18 protein-coding genes are annotated in these 18,687 nt (G+C 47.1%); 2 read left to right on the forward strand and 16 right to left on the reverse strand.

Going from position 1 to position 18,687, the window contains the following annotated elements; translation table 11 throughout:
* Positions 1 to 57: 57 nt before the first annotated feature.
* The 9 genes from MKX59_RS20370 to MKX59_RS20410 all read right to left on the reverse strand — a co-directional run bounded on the left by MKX59_RS20370 (position 58) and on the right by MKX59_RS20410 (position 5,547).
* Entirely contained in the window at positions 58 to 423 is a 366-nt protein-coding gene (locus tag MKX59_RS20370; RefSeq protein WP_023987785.1) for an arsenate reductase family protein, read from the reverse strand.
* Positions 424 to 466: 43 nt separating this feature from the next.
* Complete coding sequence (locus MKX59_RS20375) at positions 467 to 1,426, reverse strand: RluA family pseudouridine synthase (protein WP_254348199.1); 960 nt, start codon at positions 1,424 to 1,426, stop codon at positions 467 to 469.
* Between the two features lie 21 nt (positions 1,427 to 1,447).
* On the reverse strand, positions 1,448 to 2,011 hold the full coding sequence (locus MKX59_RS20380; protein ID WP_016820526.1) for a cob(I)yrinic acid a,c-diamide adenosyltransferase: 564 nt from the start codon (positions 2,009 to 2,011) through the stop codon (positions 1,448 to 1,450).
* Positions 2,012 to 2,029: 18 nt separating this feature from the next.
* The gene (locus MKX59_RS20385) at positions 2,030 to 2,599 is read right to left on the reverse strand and encodes a hypothetical protein (protein WP_209941460.1); all 570 of its coding nucleotides are present in this window, start codon (positions 2,597 to 2,599) and stop codon (positions 2,030 to 2,032) included.
* Positions 2,600 to 2,700: 101 nt separating this feature from the next.
* Entirely contained in the window at positions 2,701 to 2,907 is a 207-nt protein-coding gene (locus tag MKX59_RS20390) for an aspartyl-phosphate phosphatase Spo0E family protein (protein ID WP_023987781.1), read from the reverse strand.
* Positions 2,908 to 3,021: 114 nt separating this feature from the next.
* Entirely contained in the window at positions 3,022 to 4,233 is a 1,212-nt protein-coding gene (locus MKX59_RS20395; protein ID WP_023987780.1) for an aminotransferase class I/II-fold pyridoxal phosphate-dependent enzyme, read from the reverse strand.
* Between the two features lie 12 nt (positions 4,234 to 4,245).
* Positions 4,246 to 4,746 carry an Lrp/AsnC family transcriptional regulator gene (locus MKX59_RS20400; RefSeq protein WP_023987779.1) on the reverse strand — a complete coding sequence of 167 codons (501 nt, stop codon included), beginning with the start codon at positions 4,744 to 4,746 and terminating at the stop codon, positions 4,246 to 4,248.
* 143 nt (positions 4,747 to 4,889) lie between these two features.
* Positions 4,890 to 5,276, reverse strand: coding sequence for a spore coat protein (locus tag MKX59_RS20405; RefSeq protein ID WP_013309407.1), 387 nt, complete (start codon positions 5,274 to 5,276; stop codon positions 4,890 to 4,892).
* A 34-nt stretch (positions 5,277 to 5,310) separates the two neighbouring features.
* Complete coding sequence (locus tag MKX59_RS20410; RefSeq protein ID WP_013309406.1) at positions 5,311 to 5,547, reverse strand: hypothetical protein; 237 nt, start codon at positions 5,545 to 5,547, stop codon at positions 5,311 to 5,313.
* Between the two features lie 113 nt (positions 5,548 to 5,660).
* On the opposite strand from MKX59_RS20410, the gene MKX59_RS20415 reads away from it, so the two are divergent.
* Positions 5,661 to 6,899 carry an NAD(P)/FAD-dependent oxidoreductase gene (locus MKX59_RS20415; RefSeq protein ID WP_068940108.1) on the forward strand — a complete coding sequence of 413 codons (1,239 nt, stop codon included), beginning with the start codon at positions 5,661 to 5,663 and terminating at the stop codon, positions 6,897 to 6,899.
* 71 nt (positions 6,900 to 6,970) lie between these two features.
* Here the strand turns inward: MKX59_RS20415 and MKX59_RS20420 are convergent, their stop codons facing one another.
* From MKX59_RS20420 to MKX59_RS20435, 4 genes are all read right to left on the reverse strand, one after another.
* Positions 6,971 to 8,224, reverse strand: coding sequence for an MFS transporter (locus MKX59_RS20420; protein ID WP_023987777.1), 1,254 nt, complete (start codon positions 8,222 to 8,224; stop codon positions 6,971 to 6,973).
* A gap of 116 nt (positions 8,225 to 8,340) precedes the next feature.
* Positions 8,341 to 9,048, reverse strand: coding sequence for a hypothetical protein (locus tag MKX59_RS20425; RefSeq protein WP_023987776.1), 708 nt, complete (start codon positions 9,046 to 9,048; stop codon positions 8,341 to 8,343).
* A gap of 54 nt (positions 9,049 to 9,102) precedes the next feature.
* Complete coding sequence (locus tag MKX59_RS20430) at positions 9,103 to 9,516, reverse strand: DUF350 domain-containing protein (protein ID WP_013309402.1); 414 nt, start codon at positions 9,514 to 9,516, stop codon at positions 9,103 to 9,105.
* A 58-nt stretch (positions 9,517 to 9,574) separates the two neighbouring features.
* Positions 9,575 to 11,944, reverse strand: a complete 2,370-nt coding sequence (locus MKX59_RS20435; protein WP_023987774.1) for an endonuclease MutS2 — start codon at positions 11,942 to 11,944, stop codon at positions 9,575 to 9,577.
* 152 nt (positions 11,945 to 12,096) lie between these two features.
* Between MKX59_RS20435 and MKX59_RS20440 the strand changes: the two genes are divergently transcribed.
* Complete coding sequence (locus MKX59_RS20440) at positions 12,097 to 12,456, forward strand: phage holin family protein (RefSeq protein ID WP_023987773.1); 360 nt, start codon at positions 12,097 to 12,099, stop codon at positions 12,454 to 12,456.
* 152 nt (positions 12,457 to 12,608) lie between these two features.
* Here the strand turns inward: MKX59_RS20440 and MKX59_RS20445 are convergent, their stop codons facing one another.
* The 3 genes from MKX59_RS20445 to pheS all read right to left on the reverse strand — a co-directional run bounded on the left by MKX59_RS20445 (position 12,609) and on the right by pheS (position 18,350).
* Positions 12,609 to 14,633 carry a cell division protein ZapA gene (locus tag MKX59_RS20445; protein WP_028542962.1) on the reverse strand — a complete coding sequence of 675 codons (2,025 nt, stop codon included), beginning with the start codon at positions 14,631 to 14,633 and terminating at the stop codon, positions 12,609 to 12,611.
* 209 nt (positions 14,634 to 14,842) lie between these two features.
* A complete protein-coding gene (pheT, locus tag MKX59_RS20450) occupies positions 14,843 to 17,290 on the reverse strand; it encodes a phenylalanine--tRNA ligase subunit beta (RefSeq protein ID WP_028542963.1) in 2,448 nt (815 codons plus the stop codon).
* A 28-nt stretch (positions 17,291 to 17,318) separates the two neighbouring features.
* On the reverse strand, positions 17,319 to 18,350 hold the full coding sequence (gene pheS, locus MKX59_RS20455) for a phenylalanine--tRNA ligase subunit alpha (protein ID WP_269321413.1): 1,032 nt from the start codon (positions 18,348 to 18,350) through the stop codon (positions 17,319 to 17,321).
* Positions 18,351 to 18,687: the final 337 nt, after the last annotated feature.

Genomic DNA, 18,687 nt, shown 5'->3' on the forward strand with positions numbered 1-18,687 from the left:
CATTCATCATAATATTTAACCCCCACAGTATAACATATCGTGAGTGTAAATTGGGCGTTATTGAGCTTCCCATGTGCCCTCAAATGTTTCCTCTTTGAATCCTATCGTTACTTTGTTCCCGTCGGTTACAATCGGGCGTTTGATTAATCTTCCATTCGAGGATAAAAGCGAAATTTGCTCTTCACGACTCATGTCTCCAAGCTTATCTTTCAGCTTTAACTCTTTATACACCTCACCGCTTGTATTAAAAAACTTTTTTAGCTCCAGCCCGCTTTTTCGAATTAAATCTTCCAATTCCTCCGGGCCGGGCGGCTGTTCAAAAATAGGAATAAGTTCCGTCTCATGTCCCTTGTTTTGCAGCCATTTCACTGCATTACGACAGGTACTGCATTTAGAATACTGATATACTTTCAGTTGGCTCATCGCTAGATTAACCTCCATTTGGTTTCGATAGCTTATTTATATTTTATTCTGAAAAATATTGCGCTCTTAATAGCTCCTGCATTTCAGCCATATCTTCAGGTAGAGGAGCATAGAACGTCAGCCGCCCCCCGGTTACAGGATGCTCCAAGGAAAGCTCTAAGGCGTGCAAGGCTTGTCGAGGCATCCTGGCATCAAGCTGATCATATCGCTCACGTTGCGCAGCATCATCGGGTGTAATCCGGTACATTTTATCTCCGATCAACGGACAACCGATATAAGTCATATGCACTCGAATTTGGTGCGTACGCCCGGATTCCAACTTTAGTCCGATGCGACTTCCCCCGTTCCACACTTCCTCCAGCTTATACAGCGTAAGGGCAGGATAACCATCCGGGGTCACCATACGTAAATGCGGATTATCCGGGCTGCGGTCAATTGGTCCGTCTACCTTACCTTCCTGCAGCTCAGGACGCCCATGCACCAGAGCCGTATAGCGCTTATCCACCGTTCCCGCAATCATCTGCTCAGAAATATGCTGGTGTACATACGGATTTTTGGCTACTACCAGCACACCCGTCGTCTCTTGATCAAGACGATGAACAGGACGAAACCGGAACAGTTCTCCCTTGGCCTGCCAATAATGCACAACCCCATTAGCCAGTGTTCCTGTGTAATGACCGTGAGTCGGATGGACAATCATACCCGCCGCCTTGTTCACCACTAACAAATGTTCATCCTCAAACAATATCTCAAAAGGAATGGGTTCAGGTAAAATATCATCAGAACGCTCGCGCTCCATGCGAATTTCTACTTGATCCCCGGACTTTACCTTAACGCTGATGTACACACGTGTCCCGTTCAGCATAATACCTTGCTCGGTCAGCTTGAGTTTGGATATTAACTTTCGAGAAATGTTCATACGTTTTTGTAAAATAGTCTTCAACAGCATGCCCTCCTCCTCAGGAGGGATCGTATATACGATAGGTTCATAGTACAAGCTCATCACAAATTCCCGGTTGCCTCCTTATTTGCGGAACACTTTTTTGCTGCGCACATATTCGACATCAGGCACACCCTGACGGACATTCGCTGTGCGAGCAACGACAAAGAAATAATCGGAAAGACGGTTCAAATACCGACGTACCGCCGGATTGATGTCCGTATGTTTACCTAGTGTAACAGCACGGCGTTCCGCGCGTCGGCAAACCGTACGGCAAACATGAAGCGTTGAGGATAATGTGCTACCACCCGGTATAATAAAACGCTCCACCTTCGGATTTTCCTCCTGACATGCATCAATCCAGCCTTCCAGTCGCTCTGCCAGCTCGTCTTTCACCTTATATTTGCTTTCACTGATTTTAACAAACGCCAAATCCGAACCACAATCAAACAGCTCCTGCTGTATTTCCTCCAATTGAGTCCGAATATCCGCAAACTTTTCCCCTTCGGCAAAGCTGATCGCTTGTCCTACAAAGCTGTTCAGCTCGTCAATTGTACCGTATGCCTCCACACGGTCATCATCTTTGGACACTCGACCTCCAATCACAGAAGTTTGTCCTTCATCACCTGTTCTGGTATAGATCCCCATATTACTCCATCCCCCTTATCATTCCGTAAGTGCTTTCAGCACCTTGATGGCTTCTTCCTTATTGCTTGTACGAGGCGGCACGGTAGCAAATAATGTTTTTGAGTTATATTTTAGCTCCTTAAACATCTTCATCTGCTCCACCGGAATTCCGAACAAATGAGTTTCCTTGCTTACATCTGTTTCTTCTTCCTCCTGCCCCTTCTTCTTAAATACGCCGCCCTCGAACACGCCCCGAGCGTACGTCTTCTTGTCAAAAGCATCATCTAACGGCAGATTCGAACCATTCTGTCCATACAGCTTCATGTCCTCTTCCGGCAAAAGAAACAGATCATGCTCCCCGGCCGCATATTCTACAACCAGCTTCTGCTGGTTATACAGCGGACTGACTGAAATCTCAATAGTCGGAGCCTGTTCGCCCAGCTTATCCTTAAGCTTTTGTGCCAGCTCTTCACGGATGACTGAAGCATCCCCTTTATCCATAATAAAAATGGAGAAGCTGTCCTTGTCCCGTCCCCCACATCCAGCCAATAATACAAGTGCCAACATTCCGATGATCCATGGCGATAGCCTTTTTAGCCCTGCTCTCATATGTATGCCCCCTCTTCCATGCCATTAATATATCATAAGTTGTGAACGCAAAAAAAGAAGGCCCTACGGCCTCCTTCTTACCTTTGGCTGACTTCACACGGTTAAACCTTGCATTCCGTACCATACATTTTCATGTATTCATTGATTTTCAAATCGAGCTTGCAACTAATCTCGATGACAAGATCAGAGGTGAAGGACTGCTCTTCCTGAAACGTCCGCATCATCTCATTGCGCAGGAACAAAATTTCATCTTCTAGGGAAATGTCGTATCCTATTGAACTAGACGAATTATATCCAACATATGACATGAGCATTCCTCCTACAATTGAAAAATTGAACTTCCTGCTTTCGAATTCAAATTATAGCATAGAAATTTAGAAATAAAAGACTATTTTTTATGAATTACCCATAAAAAAATAATTTTAACCTTCTTTTCTTACTTTTTCTACAAAATGACCAATCCGATCCAGTGCCTCCGTCAGCTGAGCAACAGAAGTCGCGTATGAGCAACGAAGATAGCCTTCGCCTCCCAAACCGAACACATTACCCGGTACAGCCGCAACTTTAGCCTCTGCCAATAGACGCTGTGCAAATTCATCTGAGCTAAGTCCCGTGCTTTGAATACTAGGGAAAACATAAAAAGCCCCTCTTGGCTCATGGCACTCCAGGCCGATTTCCCGGAACCCTTCAACCATCAGACGGCGACGCTGATTATAGGCTTCTACCATACGATCTTTCTCACCCAAACCATTCCGCAAGCCTTCCAGTGCCGCAACTTGCCCCATAGAAGGCGCACACATTACGGTGTACTGATGGATTTTGAGCATAGCCGCAATCAGATCTGGATGTCCGCATGTATATCCAATACGCCAGCCTGTCATGGCGAAGGCTTTGGAGAAACCACTGACGAGAATCGTACGATCCATCATACCAGGCATAGCGGCAAAACTAACATGCTTCTCTCCATAATTCAATTCAGCATAAATTTCATCAGAAATGACGATCAAATCATGCTTTTCCACGACTTCGGCAATCGGAAGCCAATCTTCATAAGTCATCGTAGCCCCAGTTGGATTACTCGGATAGCATAAAATCAGCACCTTGGATTTAGGTGTAATTTTTGCCTCCAACGCCTCAGCCGTCAGCTTAAATTCATCCTTAGCAAATGTTTCAATACCTACCGGAATCCCGCCTCCAATTGAAGTGATTGGAGAATATGAAATGTAACACGGCTCGGGCACGAGAATTTCGTCGCCAGGTACAATTAACGCACGCAAGGCAAGATCAATCGCCTCGCTTCCCCCAACGGTCACAATAATCTCATTTTTAGGATCATAATTAACTTCAAATTGCTCATTCAGATAATCACTAATCGCTTCACGCAGTTCTGGCGTTCCCGCATTAGACGTATAGCTGGTAAAACCTCGCTCTAATGAATAGACACAGGCTTCCCGCATATGCCAAGGGGTTGTAAAATCCGGTTCGCCTACACCAAGGGTAATAATATCCTTGTTGCCACCCACCAAGTCAAAAAACTTACGAATGCCCGAAGATGGGATCTCGCGCACCAACGGGGACAAATAGGAACTCATGGCTTTGTTACTGTCGGTAAATGCTTCTGTTTTGAGATTCATCATGATCTTCCTTTACGGCGAAATCACCAGACGATTATCTTCCTGATGATCCTCAAAGATAATTCCGTCCTGCTTGTATTTTTTAAGCGTAAAATTAGTCTTGGTGGACAAGACCGAGTCAATAGGAGACAGTTTCTCCGACACAAAATTAGCGACCTCACGGAGGTTGCGGCCTTCGACTTCTACCAGCAAGTCGTATGCTCCAGACATGAGATAAACCGATTTAACTTGCGGATACAAATAAATCCGTTCTGCAATACCTTCAAATCCTCTTCCACGCTCGGGTGTAATCTGTACTTCAATCAAAGCAGTAACCTTTTCGTCGTCGACTTTATCCCAATTGACTACGGCGGCGTACTTAACGATTACATGTTGGTCTTCTAGCTCTTTAATTGAGGTGCGTACATCCTGCTCGTCAACCCCCAGTAAAGTAGCCAACAAAGTCGGTGTTCTTCTTGCATCTTCTTTTAACAATTCCAGTACTTTTAATTTCAAACCATTTAGCTCTGTCATTCTACATAAGGCCTCCATCGAAAGAGATTACTATACATCATACAATACGCACTTTAAACCTGCAAAGAAAAACCGTCCGCCCCGGTAAACCCGGCAGACGGACGGCTGTTATGGGAAATTGCTTCAAAAACGGAATATCCCGTTTACATATAGTAAGGGTTATTTTGGTGAGTAGGCTGCCCTTGCTGATGCATAGGTTGACCATATCCCCCCGCTGATGACGACTTTTGCTGAATGAACTGTTGGCATTCGTGTTGGGTCTTGCGAGCTTCTTGAATCTGTTTGTCCAAATCGATGCGCAGTGCTTTTGACGAAGTGGAGTACATATTGTTCTGACTCATCAGACGATACAAATCGCCTTGTAGGCGCAGCGTATCGTTCGTAAGGTCGGTGAACATCTGACGCACAGACGGACAATTGGATTCCGTTGTCGCTGTTGTATACTCTCCCACCGTGCGTTTCATATCGGCAAGAATGGTATAGAGCAAATCTTCTTCGGGCATAAATGACGTATTGTTCTGTGAAAACATCGTGATATTACCTCCTTTATTGGTTAATCCATAATTACTGCTGCGGTTGCATAGGAGCAAGCTGCTGGTGCTGTTGAAGTGCATTGGAAAGCAGGTTCAGGTGGTTCTCATGAGTTCTCGCGAATTGCAGACAAGCTTGCTGAATGGCTGGATGCTGAATGGATGCTGCTGTCGCCGTACATTGCTTGAGCAGCAGTTCTTCATTGGAAATGGAGTCCACGATGTACTCCAGCTCTTTGCCTGTCAAGGGTTGCATGTTGGTAGATTGCATAGTCTCTGTGCCTCCTTAAATGTTTTGTTGCACGCTGGTTATCTTGTCCGTTTGGCGAAATACTATGTACACATAAGAGATACTACATATTGCCTATAAGGAGTGCTGTTTATATGGAATTGATTAGCGGGAATACGTATTGGCCGAGTACCTTGGAGCAAACATCGGATTTTCCGCCTTTGGCAGAGGATTTAAATTGTGATGTACTGATCATCGGAGGCGGGATGGGTGGGTCCATCTGCTCCCGGCTATTGGGAGAACGACAGGTAGACACCGTGGTTATTGACAAACGCAAGCTGGTACATGGAAGTTCTTCGGCCAATACCGGACTGCTGCAATATAGCAATGATAAGACCTTAACCTCCTTCATCAATACGTTTGGTGAAACGAACGGTGTACTGTTTTACCGTATGTGCAAAGATGCTCTGGATCAGTTGGAAAAACTGTCTACCACGCTGGAAATTGATCCGTCCTTTATACGCCGCAGTAGCCTGTACTATGCAAGTACATCGGAGGATGTGCAGATCCTTCAGGAAGAGTACAAACAGCTAACCCGGTTTGGATTTCCCGTCGAATACTGGGATGAGCAACAGATTGCAGCCCGATTTCCTTTTCGAAAATCAGCAGCCTTGTACACGCACGAAGATGCCGAGGTTAATCCATTTTTGTTTGCCCAAGGACTGTTGCAATCCGCCAGCCGTCTCGGTGTACGCTTATATGAGCATACGGAAGCCAAGCATTTTGAATTTAATGAAAATGAAGTTGTTTGTTATACCAGCGGTGGAATTATCCGAGCGAAAAAAATCATTTTTGCAACGGGTTATGAAACACAGGAGATTAAATCAGATCGCGGAGCCGTTCTAGAAAGCTCTTATGCTATCGCCACCAATCCAATCGGAGATGTTCCCTTGTGGTATGAGCAGTGTCTGATCTGGGAAACTGCTCGTCCTTATCTGTACATACGCTCAACACCGGAAGGACGCATCATTATTGGTGGTTTGGATGAACCTGTACTGGACGCCCATCAACGTGAAATCAGGCTGCTACACCAACAGCAAAAGCTGCTGCAAACGCTACAGGAGCATTTTCCGGGTGTTCCATTTCAGATCGACTATGCTTGGGCGGCTGTATTCGGCTCCTCTCACGACGGCTTGCCGTATATTGGTCCACATCCACGTTTTCCAAACTGCTATTTTTTGGAGGGTTACGGGGGAAATGGGACGGTTACGAGTATGATGGCCGCACAGCTATTGGCTGATGAACTGACGGGCACACACCGACCTGAAATGGAGCTTTATTCTCTAAACCGTACTACCAAGCCCTCGCCTGAAACAACGGAACCGATGGTTTAACATATGAATACAAAAAGAACCTCTTTCCCCTACTAATTGGGTCTGGAGGTCTTTTTTAATGTATTTTCAAACTATTCGGTTTGCTTGTGCCAGCGTTGTGCATGGGAATGAGATTTGCTCTGCTTCGTCTTTTGTTCCATTTTCAGCACACTTCGCATAAAAAACCATCCGAGCACTGGCATCAATGCAAGGCCAATCAACAACCAGATCATCGCCGTAGGAGCCTTGCTGATACTTAGGACACCCAAGAAAATGAGTGTTCCGGTCAATCGGCCTACCATTAAGCATAGTTCGCGCAGTACAACCAGTTCCACTCTCTGATTGGCATCTCCTTTACTCGTCCCCATTAAATCAAAGCTCGCAGAAATCATGGGAATTAAATATAAAGGCATAAATAAAGCGGTGCCGATCCCCATAATCAGTAGTGTGCTATACTCCATACGCCACAATAACGGTAATAGCGCGATCACCAACAACACGGCACCCAACAGCATACCCGCCGAACGATAGTGTGGCTTGAGCCATTTTCCGACAGCCCAAAAGCTGAAAAATGATACCGCCGAGGTGATAAGTGAAAACTGTGCCAGCTTCCATTCCTGTTGAGTAGCTACATATACGAGCAGCGTAATCAGGAAGGCAAACACCCCTTCACGGATGCCCTGGGCAATAAGCGATAACGACAACGGACGCCACATACTCCCTTTTTGTGACAATCGTTGCTTGGGCTCTTTCCAATTGTAATTTCCTGTCGGCTTACGTTTGCGAAGAAAGAAACTAAGCACCACTCCTACGACATAAAAGGCCAAGGAAATACTGAATATCACGCGATAACCTGCGTCATCCTCCATACGGGCAATAATCCAACCGGACAGCCAAGGACCCACTATACCAGAAAACGAGCCCAGCAGACCCACCCATCCGTTAAAATGATCACGGCTTGCCTGATCCGTGACTTCGAAAAAAATCACATTAAACGCCAGCCAGAATAAACCTAATGCTGCACCCAGCAGCATCCCGAGCGGCCATATGTAGTTCACAGCCTGCGGTCCCGTATATAACACGATCAGATAAAATAGGCCTGATAATGCGGTCCCCACGCGTAGGGCATTCATTTTGTTATGTTCCTTGACCCACTTTCCAGCCACCCAGACCATAATTCCCAGTGCAATTTGTTGACTAACATTAAACCAGCCGATCATCGCGTAATCCTGCCTGCTTTTCCACAAATACACGTTAAGAAATGTGCCTGACAATGCTGCTGCAAACACAAACAATCCATTCAAGCTTAATAGCAGAATGGATTGTCCGTTCAGGTTTGATTTCAATGCAGTTCCCCCTAACCGAAAAATCACCAATCAGCTTATTTCAAGCCAGCTTGTTCAAAGATTTCTTCGATTTAAGATGCCCGTATTGAGCTTGGGCCTATCCGGGGAATTGCTATTTAATTGTTGGAAATACCGCTGAGCTTCTCCAGCATCCGCAGTCGGTCATTCTCTGACAGTGTCTGCTGGACATGGAAGCAGCTAGGGCACACATAAACATTCAAGACGAACGGCAAATCCAGAACGGGCTTGCCAAGCGCTGGAGACATCGACGGTTCAAAACCTTCTCTGGTTACGGTTTGCGAACCTGCATGCAGCATGTACTCCCCACATTGAGAACATTCAAGAACCTCATCTTGTCTGTCGAGTATTTGTTCAGCGCCTTGTTCATAAGCCATCAGATCCGCACCGCTTTCTTCAAATTTTTGCAAAGTATGCAGCACAGGCAACTTATGAAGCTCATTATCCTGCAACAACGGTGCATCAACCGGTTTTTCAACTACGATTTCATCATCTGCCTCATATAAAATATCCTGCTCCTCATCATCACCGAGCTGAATACTCAATGTCCGATAACCCTTCAGGTCTTCTTTTCCATGAGAGTGGGGCGCCGGGGTTACAGAAGCCACATGATCATGTTTCGTCTCTTCATGTCCATGCTCACCGGCATGTCTATGAACAGGTGGAGAAACAGACTCATCTTCATCATCGGTGATGTCAGAGTACCCTTTCAGATCATTATGGCAATAAGGACATTCTTCCTCAGGTCCTAATTCTTCATCCCAAATAATTTCCATGTTACACCATGGACAAATAGTCATTTCCAAGCTTTATCATCCTTCCGTTCCAAGCGTATACCAAGCTCTAGTATACAAGATGTGTTAAGTTACACTGGCACCGATCACATAAGATAAAGATATGGAAATAATCATGGAGAACAAGCCGACAGCACGATTATCCTCTTTAATCTGTTGATCGATAGAAAATACTGGTGTCAGAAACTCAAAAAGAAAGTACGCCGCAAGAAGCAGTAAAAAGCCAACGAACGACCAAATCATCGTATCATACACACTGGATTTGGCTTCCATTGCAAAGCGGAGTACGTTGCAAATACCGAACATTTTCCCTCCCGTAGCCATGGCTACCGAAACATTGCCGCGCTTGATCTCTTCCCAGCATTTATAGCGGGTTACCAGCTCAAAACACGACAAAAATACAATTAGCTCCAGCACCGCCACCGAGAAATAACCCAGCATCATCCCCAACGGATGTGACAGCAATTCATCAATCGCCATCTTCACTTCGTCCCTCCCGTTCTACCAAGCGTTCCCGGGCAAAGCCGGCAACCCCTAGCTATTCCAATTCAGCAACTGTTACGCCTGTGCCGCCTTCATTGTAATTACCGATACGGTAGCTTTTCACATGCTTATGCTTGCGGAGGTACTCCTGAATACCGGTTCTCAGGACACCCGTACCTTTACCATGAATAATGTGTACCTGACCCAGATTGGCCAGAAACGCTTCATCCATGAAGCGGTCCACTTCCATCAAGGCTTCCTCCACGTTCGCCCCCCGAAGATCAAGTTCACTTCGTACGTTATCATCCCGTGTCCGCTTAACGCCAGTCACTGGTTTTTGAACTCTTGGAGTCGTTGTTTGTGCAGGTTGCAGTAGTTCCAGATCATCCAGACTGACCTTCATCTTCATGATTCCCAGTTGAATCACAGCTTCCTTGGTACCGGACAGTTCAACCACGTGGCCTTTTTTATTTAGACTGTGGACGGATACTTCATCGCCAGCCATGATAGAACGAGTACGCGTAGCAGCCGGGCGTTTGACGGTACTTTTTTTGCGTTGTTTCGGTTCAGCCTCATCCAGTTCTCTGCGAGCTGCAATCAGCTTATGCTCCTTAACCGAGGCCCCTTCTTCCTGAGCCAATTTACGCAAATCAGTAATGATTTTCTCTGCTTCACTACGAGCCTTATCCACGAGAACCCTTGCTTCGTCCTCAGCTTTTTCCAGCATACGGTCCCGTTGGGACTCCAGCTTATCCAGCTCCATCTGATGACGGCTACGCAATGCTTCCATTTCCTTACGTAGCTGCTCCGCTTTTTCCCGTTCTTGCTCAGCTGTCAAACGGTTCTGCTCCAGTGACGCGATCATGTGCTCAACGCGCTGGTCTTCTTCCGTTACCTCACCACGGGCATAGTCTAAAATACGCCCTGGCAATCCCAATCGCTCGGCAATGGCAAATGCATTACTTCGTCCGGGTACACCGACCAGAAGGCGGTAAGTCGGGCTTAATGTAGCGACATCAAACTCCATGCTTGCATTAATAATTCCTTTGCGCTCATAGGCATACGCCTTCAATTCACTATAGTGAGTCGTCGCAACCATGCGGCAACCCATTGCATGTATATGCTCCAAAATGGATACAGCCAGAGCCGAACCTTCCGCGGGGTCCGTTCCTGCCCCCACTTCGTCAAGCAATACAAGACTTTTTGGCGTCATATTTTTCAGGATGCTAATGATATTGGTCATGTGACTGGAAAATGTACTCAAGTTTTGCTCAATGCTCTGCTCGTCACCAATATCGGCATAGATTGCATCAAATACACACAGCTGGCTTTCATCCTCAACAGGTACAAACAGTCCAGACATCGCCATCAAGCTAAGTAGGCCAATGGTTTTCAGGGTAACGGTTTTCCCCCCTGTGTTCGGTCCGGTAACGATAATAGAGGTGTATGAATTGCCTAACTCCACATCAATGGGAACGACCTGCTCCAACGGAATTAGAGGATGTCTGCCCTTTTTCAGCTTCAAATATCCGCGGTCATTCATTAAAGGTAAGGTTGCCTTCATTTCACGGGCGAGACGCGCTTTTGCAAAAATAAAATCAAGATTGCCCAAAATGTCCACATCATACAGCAACATATCTGCTTGTTCTGCGACGAGTGCGGTCAGCTTTTGTAAAATGACTTCAATTTCACGCTCTTCTCTCAGCCTTGTTTCCCTCAGCTTATTGTTCATGGCTACGATGGATTCAGGCTCGATAAACAATGTTGCACCAGACCCGGATTGATCATGAACAATTCCGCCAAAATAAGAACGGTATTCGGCCTTAACCGGGATCACAAACCGATCTCCGCGAATCGTAATCAACTGATCTTGAAGCATTTTGGAGACAGTTGAGGAACGAATCATGGAATCCAGCTTTTCACGAATACGCACTTCTCCCGAGCGCAGCTCCCGACGGATTTGAGAAAGCTCTGTGCTGGCAGAATCCAGCACCTCAGCATTCTCGTCAATACAGCCTTTAATGGAGTTTTCCAAACCTCTCTGCTCCGAAAGCTGCTCACTCCAATACAGCAATGTTTCGACAGGATTTTCCTCATGCAAACTTGTCACGTATACCTGTATACGGCGTGCGGCCTGAACTGTTGTCCGAATGCCAAGCAACTCCTGCGGGCTTAACGTTCCACCAATACGGGCACGCTTCACCGCCGGAGTGATATCTACTACTCCGTTAAATGAAGGCACTCCTTTGAGGCGATCAGCAGCATAAGCCTCATCCGTGCCTTTCAGCATTTTCTTGATATGCTCCAAATCATCGCTGGGCTGTAGTCGAAGGGCTGTCTGTTGTCCCGTTGCCGTTTGGGCATAGTGACTTAGTTTATTTAGAATTTTTTGATATTCAAGGGTTTTGAAAATTTTAGAGTCCAACTTCACTACTCCTTTCACTTATATCTATATTATACCGAAAGCAGCAAACTTACGCTATTTGCCAACTCTGTTTTACACATAAGAAAGCTCTTCATGCCACACACTAACCTTTGTCTAACCCTGTAAATTCAAAAAACAAAGGAGGTTATTCCGTGAGCATTCTCGGGCACATTGTACGTTTCATCGTTGCCGCTCTGGTGCTGATGGTCGTAAGCTGGATCGTTCCCGGATTTAGTGTAGGCGGCTTTTGGAGCGCGCTGATTCTTGCCATTGTCATTGCCTTGGTTGGTTACATCATCGAGGCAGTGTTCGGCCGACGCGTTTCTCCATTTGGACGCGGTATCGTAGGTTTTCTAGTGAGCGCTCTGGTTATCTGGATCGCTCAGTATGTGGTGACCAATGTCAGTGTTTCCGTTCTGGGCGCATTGCTCGCTGCATTGGTTATCGGGATTATCGACCTGTTCATTCCGGTATCGACACCGTTTGAAGCCGGTCGCAAAGACGGGAAATAATTTCAGTAGACCCTCCCGGCAAAGCTGTCCCGAAGCAGAATTTCGTCTGCCAAAGGACAGCTTTTTGTCATCAACACTTCTGAGTGGATACAATAAGCAAACAATCCCCGGCGATGAGCAGCCGGGGATTGCCATACATTTATAATCCGTATCTACTGATCCTGTTCGATAAGTTCAATCCATTCATTGTACTCCGTTTGAAGCTTAGTGTATTCTTCCTGTAATTGACGTAATTCTGTAGAAATCTTCTCCGTATTTTCCCGATCTACGTCCTGTTGTACTTGTAACAAACGAAGCTGATGCGCCGCCATTTCATATTTTTGACCCACTTCGTCCAATTCAGACTGCAAGGCCATTCGTTCCTGCTCTATGGACTGCTGTTCAGCTTTCGCCGTTTTGGCAGCTTCAACCGCCAAACGAGTCTCCTCCTGAAGCTGTTCCTTTTGTTCAACTGTTACCGCTATTTCACGTTCCCAAGATGCAAATTCTTCCTTACGGGCAGCATCTTCAGCTTCCAGACGTTCCGCTTCTGCCTTCAACTGATCGTATTTAAGTTGCCACTCCAGAGATTCTTCCTCAGCACGTTCCAGTTTACTCCGCCGTTCGTGATCTTCCTGTTGAAGCTGCTTGATGTTTTGCTCCAGCTGTCCAGCTCGGCTCTTCATGCTTCCATATTGCTCCTGAAGCGATTGATACGCCTTCGCTCCCTCTTGCTCTCGGACTTTGGCTTTCTCAAGCTCATCCTGAACACGAATCAGCTCAGGTGAAAGCTCCTTGATTCTCGCTTCGAGTTGAACTAGCCGTTGCTGTTGTGAAGCAAATTTATCATTAATAGCTTCGAGCTCAGCCGCTGCGTGCTGTAATTGCTCCTGTATCGCTTCCTTCTGTTCACGTGCTTCCAGCAGGGAGAGCTCCAGCTCATCAACTGCCAACTGGCGTTCTTCTGCAAGTTTCTTCCATGACTTCTCGCTTTCAGCTAGCGTAGCCAGCTCACTTTGCAGCTTGCGAGAAGATACGTGAGCTTGCTCCAGCAGCTTCTGCATCCGCCGCTGTTCTTCCTCCAGCTTAGCCGTCTGCTGCTGCGTAGCCTTGGCTTCAGCTTCTAATTGATCATATCGGCTTTGCAGTTCTTCACGCGCAAGCGTATCTGCCTGCTCTCGCTCTATCGCAACCTGTCGCTGTGTTTCCAGCACAGACTCCAGCTCGGACTGTTGTTGCTTCAGTACTCTTGCTTGCTCTTGAGCCTCTCCCAGACGAGAAGAAAGCTCTCTACTGCCTGCCTGTACTTGTTCTAATTGTTCCTGAAGCTCCTCGACCCGAATCTCCTGCTCCAGTGCAGCTTCATCAGCTCGTTTCTGCGCTTCCTGATGCTGTAGCTTTTCTTCATTCAACGCCAATTCAGCCTGTTTACGTTCCTGCTCCAGCTGCTCATTCAGCCCGGAGCACTTGGTCTGCCATTCGCTTACCTTCTTACTATGCTCTTGCTGCAAAGCAGATCGCAGCTTGTCCAGTTCTGTACGCTTTTGCTCCTGATGAGTCTTCTCTGCAGCTGACAGCTTGGCTTCAGCCTGTTTAGCCGCTTCAGCCACTTCCTTCTTCATCTGCTCTTCTATCTGCCGGATACGAGCATTGGCCGCCTCCTGCTGCTCTTTCAGCTTGCGAGAAGCTTCTTGACGAGACTCCTCTAATTCACGTTTAGCTTGTTTTTGTCCATTTTCAAGTTCAGCCGCTTTTTTCTCCTGCTGTTCCAGCTTTGCCTTCAATTGGGCAATCTCCTTGGCTGATACAGATTCGGTTTCCATCAGCTTCTTCTGCGTTGCTTCCTTTTCTTCCTTTAGTTGAATAAGAGATTGATGCATATCTGTATTTTTTTGCTGCTGTTCCCCTAGAGCCGTCTGGAGTTGCGCCAGATCCCCCCGGAGCTCTGCTCGTTCCGCTGCTAAGCGGTTCATATGACTCTGAATTTCCTGGATTTGTACAGCTTCTTCTGCCATATGAACCGCAGCCAGCACGGCAATTCGGGGCATATCCAGACGCGAATGAGCTTGAGAAATGCTGTGCATACGCTCATCCACGTAATTGGCAACCTGCTTCATATAATCGGTATTGCTGCCGACGAGTTTATAAGAAGTACCGTAGATCTCTACAGTGACGCGAGTACGATCTGGTGTAGTCACAATTATGCCCTCCTTCAATACTACTGTATGTTGATTCTAAGGTGTGTCCGGTACTATGGTAACCCGCCTTCCGTGAAGCGTTCAACCTTATTAGTCCGGCTTCCCCGCAGCGGGTAAATATCAGAGTAAGAGAGCTCCTATGATGATAGGCCAAAAAGCCGTATCGAACCTCTGTCACTAAGATTCGATACAGCTTCCCGCATTTCCTGCTACTTTCTCAATTCCGCTCCAAAAGTTTGTTCCAGAGACGTAACGACAGGAGTATGCGCCGCATTGATCTCTTCATCCGTCAACGTATGCTCCCAATGACGATAGGTAAGAGAGATAGCTACGCTCTTCTTATCTTCACCAAGCTTACTGCCTGTAAATACATCAAACACTCGCGCATCCTGCAATAGCTCTCCGCCTGCAGCGTGAATAACACGAAGCAGTTCACCTGCCTCAACGTCTTTATTTACCACGAGGGCAATGTCACGTTCCACGGATGGGAAGCGAGCCAGCTCTCTGAACTGAATATGAGAGTTTGCGTGTTCAACGACCTGTTGCAACGCAATTTCCGCTACATACGTATCATTCAGCCCATAAGATTGTTGCAGCTCCGGATGAATCTGCCCAATGGTACCGATCCGTTGAGAGTTCCCATTCACATCCAGCCATACCGAAGCGGAACGGCCCGGATGGTAGCTTTGCGGTTGGTCAGCCACATAACGAATGCTGGCACTCAACCCGAAATACTCAAACACCGTTTCAAGCGCGCCTTTAATATCAAAGAAATCAACCTTTTCAGCACCAATATTCCATTGTTTTTCACGGCGTACCCCAGTCAGCAGTAGACTAAGCACTTGAATTTCCTGCGGCTGACGGGTTAATGTTTGTTCCTCTGTATAAAATACCGTTCCCATCTCAAAAATCGCCAGATTGTCTTGCTTGCGATTCATGTTGTACACTGCTGTATCCAGCATCTGTGGAATGATACTCGTACGCAAAACACTACGGTCTTCGCTCATAGGCATAGCCAAACGTACCGGATGGCTACCTTCTGTCAGGGCATTAAATAACCCCGTACTTTGCGGATGTACAAAAGAGTAACTGATCGTCTCCTGCCAACCACCATGAGCCAGCAATCTGCGCAGGGAGCGGCGCAATGATTGCGATGCTGTCAAAGCTCCCGGAGTTGTCGGCCCTTCAATCGGCGTGGTCGGGATATTGTCGTAACCATACAGACGAGCTACCTCTTCGATTAAGTCCACGTCAATGGTAATATCTCCACGGCGTGTAGGTACTTCAACTTCCAGTACCCCTTGCTCTGCGTCGCCACATCCGAAATGAAGTCTACCGAAAATCGTTTTCACCTCAAGCAGCGACAGTTCGGTTCCCAAATATCGGTTTATTTTATCTAGCGACAGCTTGATAATGCGGTTTTCAGCTTTTGCAGACGCAGATTCTACGATGCCCTGGTGTACAGTGCCTCCCGCATAACGCTGAATCAGCGCAGCTGCACGATTCACAGCAGGCACAACAGCGCCCGGATCAACCTCTTTTTCAAAACGCAGACTTGCTTCTGAACGCAGTCCAAGTTGACGAGACGTTTTGCGAACTGTACCGCCGTCAAACTTCGCAGATTCCAGCGCAATGCTGACCGTCGCATCCGTAACCTCGGAGTTGGCTCCACCCATCACGCCTGCCAATGCAATTGGTTTCACACCGTCTGTAATCAGCAGCATATGCGGCTCCAACTTACGCTCCTGATCGTCAAGTGTAATCAATGTTTCGCCGGCACGAGCGAGTCGAACTTCAATATTTCCATTTTCCAGCTTATCCGCATCAAAAGCATGCAGCGGCTGACCGTATTCCAGCATGACGTAGTTCGTAATATCTACGATGTTGTTGATCGGACGAACACCTGCCGCCATCAGACGGTTTTGAATCCATAATGGGGAAGCCGCCACTTTTACACCTGTGATATAACGGGCCGCATAGTGCGTACACAGTTCAGGAGTATCTACCTTCACGGACAGATGATCTGCTGCTGCATCGCTAATTTCCACCAGATCCTTAGCCGGATCAGCTAGCGAAATGTCACGTCCCAGAATCGCACTCACTTCATATGCTGCTCCGTGCATGCTCAGGCAATCCGAACGGTTGGGTGTCAGATCAAAATCCAGTACCTGATCATCCAGCGCCAGCAGCTTCGTAATTGGCATACCAATTTCAGCATCCTCAGGCAGCACCAAAATTCCTTCTTGCAATTCCTTTGGAAGCAGCTTGTCATTCATGCCCAGTTCTTTGGCCGAGCAGATCATGCCCATAGATACAACACCGCGTAGCTTGGCTTTTTTAATGTGGAAATCTCCCGGCAACTTTGCCCCTACAACTGCAACAGGAACCTTTTGACCTGCATCCACATTTTTGGCACCACACACGATTTGCAGATCTTCCTCTTGACCTGCATCGACAATACATACATTCAGCTTATCAGCATCTGGATGCTTTTCCTTGCTTTTAACATAGCCGACAACGACGCCAGTAATCCCTTGATTGCGCTGCTCGACCTCATCAATTTCTATACCCGAACGGGTGATTTTCTCTGCTAGATCCTCCGCGCTTACCTGGTCCAGCGATACATACTCGGACAACCACTCGAATGATACTTTCATATGGGTTCACTTCCCTTGATATAGTTGTTTATTGACGCGCAAACTGTTTCAGGAACGACAGGTCACTGTTATAAAAATGACGAATATCGTCGATACCGTATTTCAATATAGCAATCCGCTCTACACCCATACCGAATGCAAAGCCGCTGTACACCTCGGGATCAAAACCGCCCATCTCCAGCACTTTCGGATGGACCATGCCACAGCCCAAAATTTCGATCCATACACGTTCGCCATTTTTCTTCACAAAAGTCACGTCTACTTCAGCACTCGGCTCTGTGAACGGAAAGAAGCTTGGTCGCAAACGGATTTCGGTCGATTCTCCGAACATTTCGCGTGCAAATTGAAGTAAGGTTCCTTTCAAATCACTCATACGAATGTCTTTTCCAATGACAAGCCCTTCAATTTGGTGGAATTGAAAAGAATGCGTTGCATCGTCATCATCACGTCGGAAAACTGTACCCGGACAGATAACCTTAATAGGCGTTTCGCCCTTCATCGCTTCCATCGCACGAATCTGAACCGGTGACGTATGGGTACGCATCAACAGATCCTCGGTCAGGTAAAATGAATCCTGCATATCCCGTGCTGGGTGATTTTTAGGCAGGTTCAATGCTTCGAAGTTATAATAATCCGTCTCTGCCTGTGGGCCTTCAGCCACTCGATAGCCCATACCTGTAAAAATATCCTCGATTTGCTCAATCACTTTGTTGAGCGGGTGCAGTCCACCTTGCGGCAACGCGCGTCCAGGCAGCGTAACGTCGATCTTTTCCGCTTGCAGACGCTCATTCGTTTCTGCTTTCGTGAACTCGTCCTGCTTACGGTTAACGACTTCTTCAATCGCCTCGCGCACCTCATTGGCTACCTGTCCAACAACCGGACGCTCTTCCGCGCTCAGCTTGCCCATACCGCGCAAGATTTCAGTCAGTGCGCCCTTTTTCCCCGAATATTTGACCCGTAAATCAGCCAGCTCCTTGGGTGTTGCCACCTTCTCCAATACTTCCAGTGCTTCTTCCTTCAAGGCCAGCAAATGTTCCTTCATTTGGATGGTTTCGCTCATCGCCTGTTCAGTCCCCTTTCTTCATATCCAGCTTTTCAGACAACAAAAAAAGGTCTTTTCTCCCGGTAAGGGACGAAAAGACCGTGGTACCACCCTCGTTAGACAATAAGCTCAGCTCACCCGGCGTTCTGCCTTACGGCAACTAGTTACAGGTGATTGTTCATGCTATGCATCATCGTCTCGCTCTGCACGTTGTAACGGTCGTGAACCGGTATCCCCTACTTGCACATTCGCCATTCACATGGCGCCTGAGGTTCAAGGAACTGCTCCGGAGCGAACTTCAACAGCCCAGTATTTGCAGAAACGCTCTCAATCCTACGGCGCTTCCTCCCTGTTC

Source organism: Paenibacillus sp. FSL R7-0340 (genome assembly GCF_038002205.1).
GTDB lineage: Bacteria > Bacillota > Bacilli > Paenibacillales > Paenibacillaceae > Paenibacillus > Paenibacillus polymyxa_B.